General features: G+C 59.4%; 17 protein-coding genes (1 of these 17 running past the window's edge). 16 read left to right on the forward strand and 1 reads right to left on the reverse strand.

From position 1 onward, the window contains the following. The first annotated feature begins 62 nt into the window (after nucleotides 1-62). The 15 genes from BSR11_RS11675 (at nucleotide 63) to BSR11_RS11745 (ending at nucleotide 9468) form a co-directional block, all read left to right on the forward strand. Nucleotides 63-719 carry a helix-turn-helix domain-containing protein gene (locus tag BSR11_RS11675; RefSeq protein WP_072670529.1) on the forward strand — a complete coding sequence of 219 codons (657 nt, stop codon included), beginning with the start codon at nucleotides 63-65 and terminating at the stop codon, nucleotides 717-719. Nucleotides 720-741: 22 nt separating this feature from the next. Further along, nucleotides 742-1749: a hypothetical protein gene (locus BSR11_RS11680; RefSeq protein ID WP_072670530.1), complete on the forward strand. Its 1008-nt coding sequence runs from the start codon at nucleotides 742-744 to the stop codon at nucleotides 1747-1749. A gap of 255 nt (nucleotides 1750-2004) precedes the next feature. Further along, nucleotides 2005-3246 carry a phage protease gene (locus tag BSR11_RS11685; RefSeq protein ID WP_072670531.1) on the forward strand — a complete coding sequence of 414 codons (1242 nt, stop codon included), beginning with the start codon at nucleotides 2005-2007 and terminating at the stop codon, nucleotides 3244-3246. Further along, a complete protein-coding gene (locus BSR11_RS11690; RefSeq protein WP_083544966.1) occupies nucleotides 3243-3614 on the forward strand; it encodes a hypothetical protein in 372 nt (123 codons plus the stop codon). Before BSR11_RS11685 ends, BSR11_RS11690 begins: the two co-directional genes overlap by 4 nt. Before the next feature lie 16 nt (nucleotides 3615-3630). Next, nucleotides 3631-4560, forward strand: a complete 930-nt coding sequence (locus BSR11_RS11695) for a major capsid protein (RefSeq protein WP_072670532.1) — start codon at nucleotides 3631-3633, stop codon at nucleotides 4558-4560. Between the two features lie 9 nt (nucleotides 4561-4569). Continuing rightward, nucleotides 4570-4953, forward strand: a complete 384-nt coding sequence (locus tag BSR11_RS17365) for a hypothetical protein (RefSeq protein WP_208604787.1) — start codon at nucleotides 4570-4572, stop codon at nucleotides 4951-4953. Between the two features lie 30 nt (nucleotides 4954-4983). Further along, entirely contained in the window at nucleotides 4984-5445 is a 462-nt protein-coding gene (locus BSR11_RS11705; protein WP_072670533.1) for a phage protein Gp36 family protein, read from the forward strand. Next, nucleotides 5445-5876 carry a phage virion morphogenesis protein gene (locus BSR11_RS11710; RefSeq protein ID WP_072670534.1) on the forward strand — a complete coding sequence of 144 codons (432 nt, stop codon included), beginning with the start codon at nucleotides 5445-5447 and terminating at the stop codon, nucleotides 5874-5876. The genes BSR11_RS11705 and BSR11_RS11710 overlap by 1 nt, the downstream gene beginning before the upstream one ends. After that, nucleotides 5873-6433, forward strand: a complete 561-nt coding sequence (locus BSR11_RS11715; protein WP_072670535.1) for a phage protein Gp37 — start codon at nucleotides 5873-5875, stop codon at nucleotides 6431-6433. The genes BSR11_RS11710 and BSR11_RS11715 overlap by 4 nt, the downstream gene beginning before the upstream one ends. Continuing rightward, nucleotides 6433-7053 carry a phage baseplate assembly protein V gene (locus BSR11_RS11720; RefSeq protein WP_072670536.1) on the forward strand — a complete coding sequence of 207 codons (621 nt, stop codon included), beginning with the start codon at nucleotides 6433-6435 and terminating at the stop codon, nucleotides 7051-7053. Before BSR11_RS11715 ends, BSR11_RS11720 begins: the two co-directional genes overlap by 1 nt. Continuing rightward, entirely contained in the window at nucleotides 7053-7250 is a 198-nt protein-coding gene (locus BSR11_RS11725) for a hypothetical protein (protein ID WP_072670537.1), read from the forward strand. Before BSR11_RS11720 ends, BSR11_RS11725 begins: the two co-directional genes overlap by 1 nt. A gap of 15 nt (nucleotides 7251-7265) precedes the next feature. Further along, nucleotides 7266-7463 carry a hypothetical protein gene (locus tag BSR11_RS11730; RefSeq protein ID WP_072670538.1) on the forward strand — a complete coding sequence of 66 codons (198 nt, stop codon included), beginning with the start codon at nucleotides 7266-7268 and terminating at the stop codon, nucleotides 7461-7463. Further along, nucleotides 7463-8668 carry a phage tail sheath subtilisin-like domain-containing protein gene (locus BSR11_RS11735; RefSeq protein ID WP_072670539.1) on the forward strand — a complete coding sequence of 402 codons (1206 nt, stop codon included), beginning with the start codon at nucleotides 7463-7465 and terminating at the stop codon, nucleotides 8666-8668. Before BSR11_RS11730 ends, BSR11_RS11735 begins: the two co-directional genes overlap by 1 nt. 11 nt (nucleotides 8669-8679) lie before the next feature. Continuing rightward, nucleotides 8680-9186, forward strand: coding sequence for a phage major tail tube protein (locus tag BSR11_RS11740; RefSeq protein WP_072670540.1), 507 nt, complete (start codon nucleotides 8680-8682; stop codon nucleotides 9184-9186). Between the two features lie 9 nt (nucleotides 9187-9195). Beyond that, nucleotides 9196-9468, forward strand: a complete 273-nt coding sequence (locus tag BSR11_RS11745) for a phage tail assembly protein (RefSeq protein WP_072670541.1) — start codon at nucleotides 9196-9198, stop codon at nucleotides 9466-9468. Nucleotides 9469-9516: 48 nt separating this feature from the next. Here the strand turns inward: BSR11_RS11745 and BSR11_RS11750 are convergent, their stop codons facing one another. Beyond that, nucleotides 9517-9768 (reverse strand): hypothetical protein, encoded by a 252-nt coding sequence (locus tag BSR11_RS11750; protein ID WP_072670542.1) that lies wholly within the window; start codon nucleotides 9766-9768, stop codon nucleotides 9517-9519. Between the two features lie 460 nt (nucleotides 9769-10228). Between BSR11_RS11750 and BSR11_RS11755 the strand changes: the two genes are divergently transcribed. Beyond that, nucleotides 10229-12169, forward strand: the 5' portion of a protein-coding gene (locus BSR11_RS11755) for a phage tail tape measure protein (protein ID WP_439951151.1). The gene runs 1200 nt beyond the window's last position; 1941 of the gene's 3141 nt are visible here — the first part of the coding sequence; its start codon is at nucleotides 10229-10231; the stop codon falls past the right edge of the window.

The following is a 12169-nucleotide window of genomic DNA, read 5'->3' on the forward strand; positions in this document are numbered from 1 at the left end:
AGTATTGAAACTGATATATCCTGTACTCGATTAGTTTCCATATTAGACCACGGATAAAGATCATGTCAACAGATAAATCAACGAATGAAGATCATCGATTTGAAGAGGTCATGCGCAGGGTCTTGGAAGTGGTTGGCGGTTCATCACAACGCCAAGCCGCACAGGCTCTAGGAATGAGTGCTGGCGACCTAGGTAATAGAAAGGCTCGTGCAAAGTTGCCGTGGGATCAGCTTTATGAGTTTGCCCGATCTCATTCCGTTTCCGTCGACTGGCTCCTAACCGGCGAAGGCGAGATGTATCGCCCCGGCGCTGACCCCAAACCCACTATGGCGAATTTTCTTGCCCGCATTCAGCCCGAGCGCGAACGCCTGGGGTTAAGCCGTGCTGAGCTGGCCAGCAGGCTGGGCGTGCCGGAGCAGCAGGTGGCAGACTGGGAGACGGGCGCGGGCCGCCTGACGGCAGGAGACATGGTGGCGCTGGAGCAGATCGGGCTGAACCTTAAAAGCCCGGCGGGCGACCTGTACCGCACCCCGCCCGGCGGCTTGAGCAAAGCGCAGCAGATGCTGCTGAAGCTGATCGGCGAACTGAGCGAGCCGGAGCGCGAGGCGCTGCTGAAAGATGCAGAGAGCCGCCAGGCCATTAAGCAGGTGCAGGCCATGCAGCAGCAGATGGAAGCGCTGCGGGCTGAGCTGGACGCCATGAAAAAAAATTTAGAATGAATTGCACGGATTGAGTAACTAGATGATTGGTTCGGAATTGAATTTATATGGCGGGCTTATTGTTGAGGAGGACTTGCCTTACCCTTTTGTTTTGTATCCGCGCAATTACGGCACATTTATTGGCTTTGCTCGTGAAGAAGGTGCGGGCTGGGTTCTTTGTGCCTGCGCTCGCCAGTCGATTGATGTTCTTTTGGGTTACCACCGATTAAAAGGGGCAGAGCGCCTTGTTGGCCGTCACGGTGCTGCCCTTAGTCTAGATGAGTTTCCGGGCAAACTTGTGGCTCACTTGGAGCTTGAGGGTGCTGAGGTTCTTGCGTTGGGGCTTGATAACTTTCAGTTCGTTGAGGGGGTTTGCCATTTATGTGCCAAAGGTGCGCCACTGATCGTTCACACGCCCAGAATGTACGGCACTGAACTGGAGTACCGGTTGGGTTGGTATTTGCGGCAACAACAGTTGGCGTGGGGTATTGTTCATGGCCCTCATGCTTTTATGCCTCGGCATCTTCCGCAATCGCTATGGAATTTATGGGTTACAGAGGATGAATTGCATACGGGTGAAGCCTACCAGTTTCTGCGTCTGCGATTAATTGAAAAGCAAGTCGCTAGCTTGGAAGATCAAGATATATTCAAAAAGGTAAAAAAGGCTGTACACGATGAAGTCCGGGCACGCCTGGGCATAAAAGGGGTTGCCACCAGACTCAACGAAACGCTTTTATACTACTCAGTGTGCCAGGTGTTTCCCGCAGAGCAGGTTCTGCGCCGCGCTCGTCCGAGCTGGCTCGGCAGGCTAGAGCTGGATGTTTATGTGCCGCGCCTTCAGCTAGCCTTTGAATACCAAGGGCAGCAGCATTACAAAAAAGTTGATCACTGGGGTGGTGATGCGGCGCTTAGCAAACAAAAATCGCGAGATAGGAAAAAGCGAAGACTCTGTGTTGAAGCTGGGGTTCTGTTGGTGCTGATAAAGCACAATGAATTTGTGTCGGCAGGGCTGGTGAGAGAAAAACTAAAAGCGCTTGGCGTACAGTTTTAACTGCTGCTGCAACCTGCACCGCAGCCTTGCCGGGTTACCGTATTTGAAAGCCCTTTGAAACGCCCCACAAAGGCCGTTTAAGGTTTTCATGTCTCTTTGTATACCCGAGCGCTTACAGCGGCTCTGAGGGCGTTTTTCGTGGCTGTTGCTGTTTGGCCACTTTTGGTGCAATCTAGCACCCTGTGCAGCCGCACCCCCGCCTCGGAAATGTTTCCGTATCTGACCTAAGCCCCCGCGCAACTCACACTGCGGGGCATGAAAAAGACAAACCGCACCCCGAACAAGTCAACCGCTGATGCTGGTAACCCGGCAGGCACGGTTGCATTCAAAGGCTTTGATGACTGGATCGAGCTGTTTCGTGCTGGCCACCAGGTGGACAGTGCGGGCCGTGGCCGTGAGTGGACCGAGGCCGAGCTGGACCAGATTGTTCAGAACCATTCCGATGAAACCGCCGCCCCAATTGTGATTGGCCACCCGAAGACTGACGCCCCGGCTTATGGCTGGGCGCAGACGTTGAAGCGGGAGGGCAAAAAGCTGCTGGGCAAGTTCGCCCAGGTGGAGCCGACCTTTGCTGACCTGGTGAAGGAGGGGCGCTACCGCCGCCGCTCTGTGGCGATTGGGGAAGACCCGGACAAGGGCTTTTACCTGCGCCATGTCGGTTGGCTGGGCGCTGCCGCCCCGGCCATTAAGGGGCTGGCCGATGTGCAGTTCAGCGAAGACGACACCACCACCTTGCATGAATTCAGTTATGAGCAGGCTGCGCACATGAATGCGCTGGCCCGCTTATTCCGTGGTGTGCGCGAGGCCCTGCTGGAGCGCTTTGGCGCAGAGGCTGCCGACAAGGCGGTGCCGGAGTGGGAGCTGGAAAGCCTGAGCCGCAACGCTGCCCGCGAAGAAGTGGAGGCGGATAACGAATCACAGCCGGTGGCTGGCTTTGCCGGGATGTACAACCACCCTAGCCTGACACCGCAAAACAACCCTAACCAACCCCAGGAGGAAAACCCCGTGGCGGAATTTACCCAAGAAGACCTGGACGCGGCGGTTGACCGTGCGCGCCAGGAAGAACGCAACGCCCAGGAAGGCGAGAAGAACCAGTTTCGTGAGCGTGTGCAACAGCTTGAAGCTGAGCAGGCACGCCGCGATGCGGAGCGTGAAGTGAGTGCGCTGGTGGATGCGGGCAAGGTGTTGCCCAGCCAGATGGACGGTATGACGGAGTTTGTGGCGGCACTGGATGGCGAGGCCAGCCTGGAGTTTACCGCAGGCGACGACACGCAGAAGACCAATCCGCGCGAGTGGTTTTTGCGCACCTTCATGGCGAACCAGCCCAAGGTGGTGCCGCTGGGCAAACAGCGTGAAGACGCTGACCTGGTGGGTGCGGACGATTACGAGGCGCTGGGCCGCAAGGCCAGCGAATTCCAAGAAGCTCAACGCAAGGCTGGCCGTGACGTCACGTTCACCGAAGCCTGGGAGCACGTGAAGAAGGAGGCAAGCCAGTGAAACCGTTGCTGATTATGAACTACCGCGCCCAGGGCGCATTGGGTGCCCACCGCATTGCGGCGGCGGGTACGGAAGACCAGGCGGTCAAGCAGGCCGCTGCCGGTACGGACGCACTGTTGGGAGTGACCACGGATGTGGGTGGCGACGACGGCAAGCGCGTGGATGTGATCCATACCGGCCTGGCCGAGGTGGACTTCGGGGCAAGCGTTGACTACGGCGCAAACCTGACCGCTGGTGCTGACGGCAAGGCGGTGCCTGCTACTCCGGGCGACCGCGTGGTGGGCGTGGCCATGTGTGGCGGCATTAACAATGACCGGGGCTTGGTGCTGCTTGGCACTGGTGCAACCCAACCGGCTGAACCGGCTTAATTAAGGAGACTACCGCATGAGTAACGCAAGCGCCTGGGCTATCGACCCGGAATTAACGCAGATTGCCATTGGCTACCGTAACCGCGAGATGATCGCGGACCGCGTGTTGCCGCGCATTTCACAACTGGGGCAGAGCGAGTTTAAGTACCAGTTTTACCCCATGGAGCAAGGCTTCACGGTGCCCAACACCTTGGTGGGTCGCCGCAGCCAGGTGCCGGAAGTGAACTTCAAAAGTGAAGAGCGCACCGCAGCGGCTGAGGACTATGGTCTGGAGCACGCCCTGCCCCAGCGCGATGTAGATAACGCGCCGGAAGGCACCAACCCGATGGGCCGTGTCACCGAGTGGCTGACCAACCTGATTGAGCTGCACCGCGAGTTGCGCGTAGCTCAGATGGTGTTTAACGGCAACACCTACGGCACCAGTAATAAGGTGGCTCTGAGTGGTGCTGACCAGTTCACGGACGGCAGTAGCGACCCGGTGCGGCTGATGCTGGAGAAGATGGACTCGGTGATTATGCGCCCGAACCGCGTGGTGTTTGGTCAGGGCGTATGGCGCGAGTTTCGCCAGCACCCGAAAGTGGTTAAAGCAACCAACCGCAATAGCGGCGACAGCGGTGTGGCGGCGCGTGAGGCCGTGGCTGAGCTGTTGGAGGTGGAAGAGGTGATCGTGGGTCGCGCCCTGGTGAACTCTGCCCGCATTGGCCAGCCCGCCCAAATGCAGCAGGCGTGGGGTAACCACGTGGCCATGCTGCACATTGACCGCCTGGCAGACACCCAGCAGGGCGCAACCTTTGGCTTCACCGCCCCTTACGGCCAGCGCGAAGGTGCGCAGTGGTTCGACCGCAATGTGGGCACCAAAGGCGGCACCCGTGTGCGTGTGGCTGAAAGTCTGGCGGAAGTGGTGAGCGCGCCGGACCTGGGCTTCCTGATTCAGAACGCGATTTAAGGGGGCTTTATGAGTGCTTCAAAGACTTATCAAGTGCTGAGTCCTGTGGTGGCCAAGGGTAAGACCTACCCGGTAGGCAGCGAGGTGGCAATGCCTGAAGAGCACGCCCAGTCGCTGATCCGGTTGGGCTGCCTGGCGGACACGGACGCGGAGGCAGAAGCGCAGGCCAAGGCGGAAGAAGAAGCCAAGGCTAAAGCTGAGGCGGAGTCGCAGGCCAAGGCGGAAGAAGAAGCCAAGGCTAAAGCTGAGGCAGAGTCGCAGGCCAAGGCGGAAAAAGAAGCCAAGGCTAAAGCTGAGGCTGAGGCGCAGGCCAAGGCGGAAGAAGAAGCCAAGGCTAAAACTGAGGCTGAGGCCGCCAAGGCAAAGCCTGCCGCCAAAGGTAAGGGGGCGTAAGCGGTGTACCTCACGGCGCAAGGATTCACGGTGCTATACAGCACCCAGGAGCTGGCAGAGGCTTCGCGCTGCGACGCGCAGGTGCTGCAGGCGGTGTTGGATGAAGGCGATACGTCTTCGTTTGATCCACTGCTGGTAGCCGAAGCGGTTGAAGCTGTGGAGCGTGCCGACCGGATACTGCAAAACGCCAGTAACCGGGTGGATAGCCACCTGCGGGTGCGCTACCAACTCCCCTTGCCTGCTGAGGCGGTGACGGCGAACGACCTGGAAACGCGCGTGGCCGACGTGGCCCGCTTGCAACTTTGGCGATACCCCAGTGATGAGCACCGCACCCGGTATAACGACGCCATAGCCTGGCTGAAAGATGTGTCGCGGGGGATGGTGTCGCTGGTGAGTGCCGTGCCCGGTGGAGGCAGTGGTACCGAGGGTGCAACCCTTGGCCGTGTGCGCACTGGCCAGGGTAAAAGCCAGTTTGATTGGAGTGGCTACTGATGGCGGGCGCACGGGTACGGGTTCAGTACGACGACAGCCAGTGGCAGGCGGCATTGGATGCGCTTGCGCGCGCCGGTGCCGACCTTTCCCGCCCGCTCAATGAAGTGGGTGAATACCTGGTCAGCGAGACGCTGGAGCGCTTCAAGGTGGGCAAGGGGCCAGACGGAACCGCGTGGAAAGCTGTGCAGCGCGGCGGCGTTCCCCTTGTAGACCGTGGGCACTTGCGGGATTCCATTACCTACGCGCAGCGACCCGGCGAAGTAATGGTGGGCAGCGGCATGGTGTACGCAGCCATTCATCATTTTGGTGGCAAAGCCGGACGTGGCCGCCGTGTGTCGATTGATGCGCGACCGTTCCTGGGCGTTAACAGTCAGGACACGGCAGAGATTGGCCAGATTTTCACTGACCACCTGACGGAGGCTCTGCAATGAGTGGGCAAGGGGTAGACCTGAACGCCGTGGCCGATGCGGTGGTGGATTTTTACAAGGCGAACTTGCCGGGCCTGGGCCAGTGCAAGGTGTACGCCGGTGAGTTTGATGGCGATCGGCGCGTGGCGATTAGCCCGCCTTCGCTGTTTGTTGCCTGCCTGGGTGGTGTGCCGGAAGACGTGGGCACCGAACAGGTGGAGCTGAATTGTCGCTTTGCTGCCTATGTGGTGGCAGAGCACGCAGGAGACCGGGCTTCACGTCAGCGCAATGTGTTGACGCTGACCGAGGCGGTTTGCCTGCTGACCAAGAATAACCAGTGGGGCATGAAGCAAGTCAGCCCCGCTACCCTGACGCGCGTGGAGAACGCGAGCACCGGCCAGATTCAAGGTCGGGCCTTGGCTTTGTGGGTGGTGACCTGGGAGCAACGGCTGCGCCTGGGTGTGAGCGTGTGGCAGCCGGACGGCTTCCAGCCAACTGAGATTTACGCGGGCTATAAAGGCCTGCCAAAGGATGATTACGACCGCCTGGAATTCCCCGACACCCTGGAGGATGAAGGCTGATGCGCGAGTTTGACCTGGCTGATATGGACCGCCGCGTTAGCCGCCTGATCCGTTTGGGTGTGGTGGCTGAAGCTGACTATGAGAAGGCTCGTGTGCGGGTAAGCATTGGTAAGGTGGTCACCAACTGGCTGCCCTGGATAACCCGTCGGGCGGGTCTGGATGTGGATTGGTGGGCACCGTCGAAAGGCGAGCAAGTGGTGGTGCTGGCCCCGGATGGTGAGTTTAACAATGCGGTGGTGTTGGGCAGTGTTTACCAGGCGAAACATCCGGCCCCTGAGAGCAACCCGAAAGTGCGCCTGACGCGCATGGAGGATGGGGCCACCTTCCGCTACGACAGCGAGAACAGCGCGCTGACCATCGAGCTACCTGGTAGCGCCAAGGTGCTGATTGAGGGGGATGCAACAGTGGAGGTGAATGGTGACCTGATCGCCAAGGTGGGCGGTAATGCCAGCGTGGATGTGGACGGCGACCTTGCCGCCAAGGCAGGCGGCACAGCCAAGGTGGACGCCAAGGGTGTTGAGCTGAATGGCGGCTCGCCCTGTGTCACTACGGCGCATATTTGCCACTTCACCGGTACGCCTCACGGCGACGGCAGCAGCACAGTAAAGGCAGGTAAGTGATGGCGCTCAGTAAAAGCAGTTTGAAAGACCGAATTGTGCAGGAGATGGAAGCCATGGGCGCTAAGGCCAGTGGTGAGCACAGTTGGGTGGATAAGTTCGCGGAGGCGCTGGCCAGTGCGGTGGTGGATGAAATCCAGCAGAACGCTCAGGTGCCTGTGTCCGGCGGCTCAAGTGCGGGTAGCTACCCGGTTCAGTAAACCAAAGGGGGAACCATGAAAACCCAAAGTTACAACGTGAAGCGCGCCTTCCGCCATGCCGGTAAAGACTACCGCAGCGGTGAGCGCATTGATTTGACGCCCCACCAGGCACGCCCGCGCTTAATCAGCGGCCACCTGGAGGAACCCAAGGCCAAGCCCGCAGCAAAGAAGGGTGACGCCGCCAAAGCCAGCAACCAGAAGGAGGCGAGCTGATGGATTATTTACATGGTATTGAGGCGCTGACCGTAGACGACGGCCCCCGCCCTATTCGTACCGCCCGCTCCAGTGTGATCGGGATTGTGGGCACTGCGCCTGATGCAGACCCGGAACTGTTCCCGCTGAATGAGCCGGTGCTGGTAATGAACCCCGGTGATGCGCGTGGATTGGATACCATCGGCGACTTCGCGGGCACGCTGCCGGATGCAATGGATGCCATTTACCGCCAGGCTGGTGCCACTTGTGTGGTGGTTCGGGTGGAGGAAGGCGCAGATACCGAGAGCACTATTTCTAACGTGATTGGTGGCACTGATGCGCAGACTGGCGACCCGCTGGGGGTTGAAGTTTTGCGCGCCGCACAGTCCAAGGTTGGCCTGGTACCGCGCATTCTGTGCGTACCTGAGTACACCAGCTTTGTCACTCGTGACGGTCAGGACGATTCCATTACAGCAAGCCCGGTGATTAACGCCCTGGTGTCGGTGGCGGATACGTTGCGCGGCTTTATCTATGCGGACGGCCCGAACACGACTGACGAAGAGGCGGTGCAGTTCCGGGATACGCTGGGTAGTCAGCGCGTGATGGTGATCGACCCTTACGCCAAGGTCTGGGATACGGTGGCGAACGACGAAACCATCCGCAGCGCAGCGGCCTACTTTGCCGGTGTGCGGGCGCGCCTGGATACGGAGCGCGGCTTCCACTGGAACATCAGTAACCAGGCTATTAACGGCCTGACCGGTGTAGCGCGACCTATCGATGTGAGCCTGGGCGCGCGCAACACTCGCGCTAACTACCTCAATGAAAACGAGGTGGCCACCATCGTGAATCTGACCGGTTTCCGCACTTGGGGTGGTCGCACTTGCAGTGATGATCCGCTGTGGGCCTTTGAGAACCATGTGCGCATTCACGACATGATTTTGGAAAGCCTGGTGCAGGCGCACCTGTGGGCGCTGGACCGAAACATTGACCGCAACTACGCCGACGCTGTGACCGAGGGGGTGAATGCTTACCTGCGCGATCTGGAAGCGCGCCGGATTATTAGCGGTGGCACCTGTGTCTTCTCGGAAGAGAAGAACACCAGCTCCAGTATGGAGTTGGGGCGGGCTTTCTTCAGTATCGACTATGGCCGGTACGGGGTGGCGGAACACATTATTTTTGAGGCGGCTGTAAACAACGATTACACCGTCGAGCAGCTTTTCAGCTAAGGGGGTAGCAGATGGCGATTCCACGCACGTTAAAAAACTACGCGGCCTATATTGATGGCCGTGGGTATGCGGGGCGCATTGATGTGACCCTGCCGGAGCTGACCTTGCAAACAGAAGACTACAGCGCCGGTGGCCTGTCTGCTGTGGTTAAGGTGGACATGGGCTTGGTTGAGGCGGTGGATGTGCAGTTCACGCTCAAGGAGTACGACCCGGATGTGTTGAGCATGTGGGGGCTGGCTAAGGGGCAGAGCCTGCCGCTGGTCGCACGTGGTGCTGAGCAAGGCGAGGACGGCACGGTGCGCGAGGTGCGCATGGATCTGCGCGGCCTGTTCTACCAGGTCAATATGGGGCAGTGGCAAGGAGGCGAGCGCCCGGCCATTGAGGGTACGGTTAATGCGCGCTGGTATCGCTTGCGTGTTGATGGCCAGGACGTCCACGAGATTGATGTGGAGAACATGAAGCGCGTGGTTGGTGGTGTGGATCAGCTCGAAGCTATCCGCCGCGCCATTGGTGTGTAAGGGGGCGGTATGAGTAAAGAAGTCGAATTGGAATACCCGATTAAGGTGGACGGCAAGGAAGTGTCCACCCTGACCATGCGCCGCCCTGTAGTGGCCGACATGCTGGCTCAGGAGAAAAGCAAGGGGAGTGACGCGGAAAAAGAGATCCGCATGTTCGCGAACCTCTGCGAGGTGCCGCCGGATGCTATTCATAGCATGGATATGGCGGACTATCTGGAGCTTCAGGAGGCTTACCAGGGTTTTTTATCTGGAGCGCGGAAGACTGCCGGAAAGGCGTCCTAGCGCTGGCCTACTGGACTGGGTGGTCGATGGCAGAGCTTCAGGCGCTGCCTATCGACGACCTGAATACCTGGCTGAGTACGCTTGAGAAAGTAAGACCAAAATCGCAGCCAGGCACAGGAAGAAAAGCCAGATAAGCGCGACAACCGGGGCGGTGATGATGGCCGCTACTGGTGCAAAAAGAACGGATTCGAGCAGTGTATAGCCGCCGGTTAAGTGTAGGACCGGCACCGCCAGCAGGCAGCCCAGCGCATAGATTGCGCGACCTGGCAGGCTGGCGAATTGATTAAGAAGGTGGTCCATGTCCAGTAACCTCGCAGTTTCAGTATCTATCGGAGCGGCCCTTGCGGGTTCGTTCCGGCAGGTATTGGGCGGCGCTGACAAACAGTTTAGCAAACTTGGCCAAACCGTGGGGCGGATGGACCGTCAGATGGGAGCCTTGCGGGGCTTTCAGGCAAACCAGCGTGCGCTGCAAGAGGCTGAAACAGGCTACCGCAGCGCCCGTGAGCGAGTTGCACAACTTACCGCCGCAATGCGGCAGACCCGCCAGCCTAGTCAGCAAATGCGCCAGGAGCTGGCAGCGGCCCACCGTGAAGCCAACCGGGCGCGTCAAGCATTTGAGTCGAAGCGTGCCACGCTGGCTGAAAGCCGCCGCGAGGTGCGCGCTCTGGGGTTGTCCTATCGTGATATTGAGGGGCAGCAGCGCCGTCTTGCGTCTGCAACCCAGAACCTGAGTCACCGCCAGCAGCAGCTTGGCTCTGCTATGGCGCGGGCGCAGCAAATCAAGCAAAACCGGGCGGCTCTGCGTGGGCAGATTATAGACACTGTGGCGCTGGGCATGGCTCTGGTTGCGCCTATACGTGCCGCCTCCAACCTGGAAAGCGCCGAGGTGCGTTTGCGCACCGTTATTTCTGCCGACGACACCGAAACCGCTATGGCGGAGGCGCGCCGACATGCTCTTGAGTGGGGCCGCCGGAACCCGACGAATGCAGCCGACATGCTGGGTATCAGTTATGCGCTGTCTTCTGCTGGCTTCGATGCTGATGCTGCCCGCTTTGGTTCTGAGATTGTGGCCAAGGTGGCCACTGCAACCGACGGTCAGGCTGAGCAGGTAGGTGAGCTGATCGGTGTGGTTTACAACAACCTCGGCAAGGCAATGGAAGGCGAGATGGAGGACAAGCTCGCTCGTATCGGTGATGTGCTGGTGCAGACGCAGAACGCCTTCCAGTTGCGCGACTTTGGCCAGCTTGCTGAGTCGATGAAAGAAGGGGCGTCGGCAGCCATACGCTACAAAGTGCCGCTTGAACAGACAGCGGCAGTGCTGGGCCAGTTTAACAGCGCGGGCCTGATGGGCGGGCGTGCTGGTACGGCCATGAATGCCGTACTTCGGCAGATGGGCAAGGCCTCTGAAGATTTTGGCTTCACCATTGAGCGCAGCGCTGATGGCTCCATGGACCTGATGGCCACGCTGGATAATTTGCGCGAATCGCTGGATATATTCGACGACCCGGACGAAAAAGCGCGAGCGCTGCAGGAGGCTTTCGGTGATCAGGGTGGCCAGGTCGTGCTGCTGCTGGAGAATATGGAGGCGCTGAATAAGCAATACGAGACTTTGCGCGATAACGCCGACGGGGCGACAGACCGCAGCTATGAAACTCGTATCGCATCCACAGCCAACCAAATGCAGATCCTGCGCAACCGGGTGACCGAGGCGGGCATTGCCCTGGGTAGCGTGCTACTGCCAGGTGTTAACGCCCTCGGTGGCGTTATTGGTACGGCGGCCACGGCGCTGGCTAAATTTGCGGAGCGCTTCCCGACACTGACCAAATGGGTGGTGGGCCTAACTGCTGGTTTGATGGCGGGCAAGGTTGCGGCGGTGGGTCTGGCGTATGCCTGGACCTTTGTTCAGGGTGCTGGGGCGGCGGTTGTTGTGGGCATCCGCAGTGTTCAGGCGGCTGTTGCTTTGGCTACGGTGCGTTTCCATACCCTTAATGCTGCCACCCTGGTGACGCAGGCAAGAATGCGCGCCATGGCAGCGGGGGGCGCTATTAAGGCCGTAGGTGCCTCTCTGATGGGGCTGGCTGGCCGGGCTATTCCGGCAGTGATTACAGGTATTCGCGCCATGGGCGTGGCCATGATGACCAACCCTATTGGTATTGCGGTGGCTGCGATTGCGGCGGGTGCTCTGTTGGTGCGCAAATACTGGGAGCCTATCAGTGCATTTTTTGGCGGCCTTTGGGGTGGGATTAAATCCGGTTTAGAGCCGGTTATAACCGCCTTTAAAGGCTTTGCGTCCAGCACGGCTGCAGCGCTATCTCCTTTGCTTTCTGTTTTTCATCCGCTCGGGGCGATGATTGGCTGGGTTGCTGACCAGGTGGGTGCTCTTGTTGGCTGGTTTGGCGGCCTGCTTTCTCCGGTTGACGCTTCCAGCGAGTCGCTTTCGCGCGCTGTCGGCGTGTTCAAGAAGGTTTTTGACTGGTCGCCGCTTGGGCTTCTGATTCGCGGCTTTGGCGCTGCACGTGAGTGGCTGGCGGGTGTGGACTGGACTGGCGCAGCCTCCACAGCCTGGGATGGGGTTAAGACGGTTTTCCGCTGGTCGCCCCTTGGCTTGGTGTCGCGCGGCTTTGGTGCTGCGCGTGAGTGGCTGACGGGCGTGGACTGGAATGGCGCAGCCTCCACTGCCTGGGAGGGTTTAAAGACGGTA

The sequence above is a fragment of the Vibrio injensis genome (assembly GCF_001895205.1).
GTDB lineage: Bacteria > Pseudomonadota > Gammaproteobacteria > Enterobacterales > Vibrionaceae > Vibrio > Vibrio injensis.

What these genes read in the sequence shown, in the direction of transcription:
- BSR11_RS11745 (WP_072670541.1), top strand. Translation starts at nt 9,196, where the DNA reads ATGAGTAAAGAAGTCGAATTGGAATACCCGATTAAGGTGGACGGCAAG.
- BSR11_RS11715 (WP_072670535.1), top strand. Translation starts at nt 5,873, where the DNA reads ATGAGTGGGCAAGGGGTAGACCTGAACGCCGTGGCCGATGCGGTGGTG.
- BSR11_RS11675 (WP_072670529.1), top strand. Translation starts at nt 63, where the DNA reads ATGTCAACAGATAAATCAACGAATGAAGATCATCGATTTGAAGAGGTC.
- BSR11_RS11685 (WP_072670531.1), top strand. Translation starts at nt 2,005, where the DNA reads ATGAAAAAGACAAACCGCACCCCGAACAAGTCAACCGCTGATGCTGGT.
- BSR11_RS17365 (WP_208604787.1), top strand. Translation starts at nt 4,570, where the DNA reads ATGAGTGCTTCAAAGACTTATCAAGTGCTGAGTCCTGTGGTGGCCAAG.
- BSR11_RS11735 (WP_072670539.1), top strand. Translation starts at nt 7,463, where the DNA reads ATGGATTATTTACATGGTATTGAGGCGCTGACCGTAGACGACGGCCCC.
- BSR11_RS11695 (WP_072670532.1), top strand. Translation starts at nt 3,631, where the DNA reads ATGAGTAACGCAAGCGCCTGGGCTATCGACCCGGAATTAACGCAGATT.
- BSR11_RS11730 (WP_072670538.1), top strand. Translation starts at nt 7,266, where the DNA reads ATGAAAACCCAAAGTTACAACGTGAAGCGCGCCTTCCGCCATGCCGGT.
- BSR11_RS11750 (WP_072670542.1), bottom strand. Translation starts at nt 9,768, where the DNA reads ATGGACCACCTTCTTAATCAATTCGCCAGCCTGCCAGGTCGCGCAATC.
- BSR11_RS11720 (WP_072670536.1), top strand. Translation starts at nt 6,433, where the DNA reads ATGCGCGAGTTTGACCTGGCTGATATGGACCGCCGCGTTAGCCGCCTG.
- BSR11_RS11725 (WP_072670537.1), top strand. Translation starts at nt 7,053, where the DNA reads ATGGCGCTCAGTAAAAGCAGTTTGAAAGACCGAATTGTGCAGGAGATG.
- BSR11_RS11710 (WP_072670534.1), top strand. Translation starts at nt 5,445, where the DNA reads ATGGCGGGCGCACGGGTACGGGTTCAGTACGACGACAGCCAGTGGCAG.
- BSR11_RS11680 (WP_072670530.1), top strand. Translation starts at nt 742, where the DNA reads ATGATTGGTTCGGAATTGAATTTATATGGCGGGCTTATTGTTGAGGAG.
- BSR11_RS11740 (WP_072670540.1), top strand. Translation starts at nt 8,680, where the DNA reads ATGGCGATTCCACGCACGTTAAAAAACTACGCGGCCTATATTGATGGC.